The organism is Acinetobacter courvalinii (assembly GCF_014635545.1).
Classification (GTDB): Bacteria; Pseudomonadota; Gammaproteobacteria; order Pseudomonadales; family Moraxellaceae; genus Acinetobacter; species Acinetobacter courvalinii.
On record NZ_BMDA01000022.1, the window covers coordinates 1 to 605 of the forward strand.

Sequence of the window (605 nt, forward strand, 5' to 3'; positions counted from 1 at the left end):
GCAGGCAATAGCAGCAATGTTACGGATACACAAACTTATAACGTGGATGTGACTGCACCAGCTGTACCAGAGATTGACCCAATCAATGGTACCGATCCAATCACCGGTACTGCAGAGCCGGGTTCAACCGTGACTGTGACCTTCCCGGATGGCAGCACTGTCCAAGTTCCTACTGATCCAACCACAGGTGAATGGACCGTACCAAATCCGGGCGGTTTAAAAGATGGCGATACGATTAAAGTTATTGCGACTGACCCAGCAGGTAACCCATCTGCACCGGGCACAGAAACTGTAGACCTTACTCCACCGATTACGGGTAACGTTGAATTTAGCGTTGATCCGGTCACAGCAGATAATGTCCTCAATGCAGCAGAGTCAACGTCGACTGTCACAATTACAGGTAAATTAACAGGTGTGCCAGCAGATGCTGCGAGCACTGTTGTGACGCTTGTGATTAATGGTGTGATCTATACAGCAACTGTGGATGCAGCGACGGGCAACTGGACTGCTGATGTGGCAGGTAGTGACTTACTGGCGGATAGCGACAAAACCATTGATGCAAAAGTGACTTTCACTGATGCAGCAGGCAATAGCAGCAATGTTAC

At 49.3% G+C, this 605-nt stretch carries 1 protein-coding gene; it reads left to right on the plus strand.

The window, feature by feature from the left end; all coding sequences use genetic code 11:
- The coding region (locus tag IEV39_RS18380; RefSeq protein ID WP_188382628.1) for an Ig-like domain-containing protein at nucleotides 1-605 on the plus strand (605 nt) is incomplete at both ends.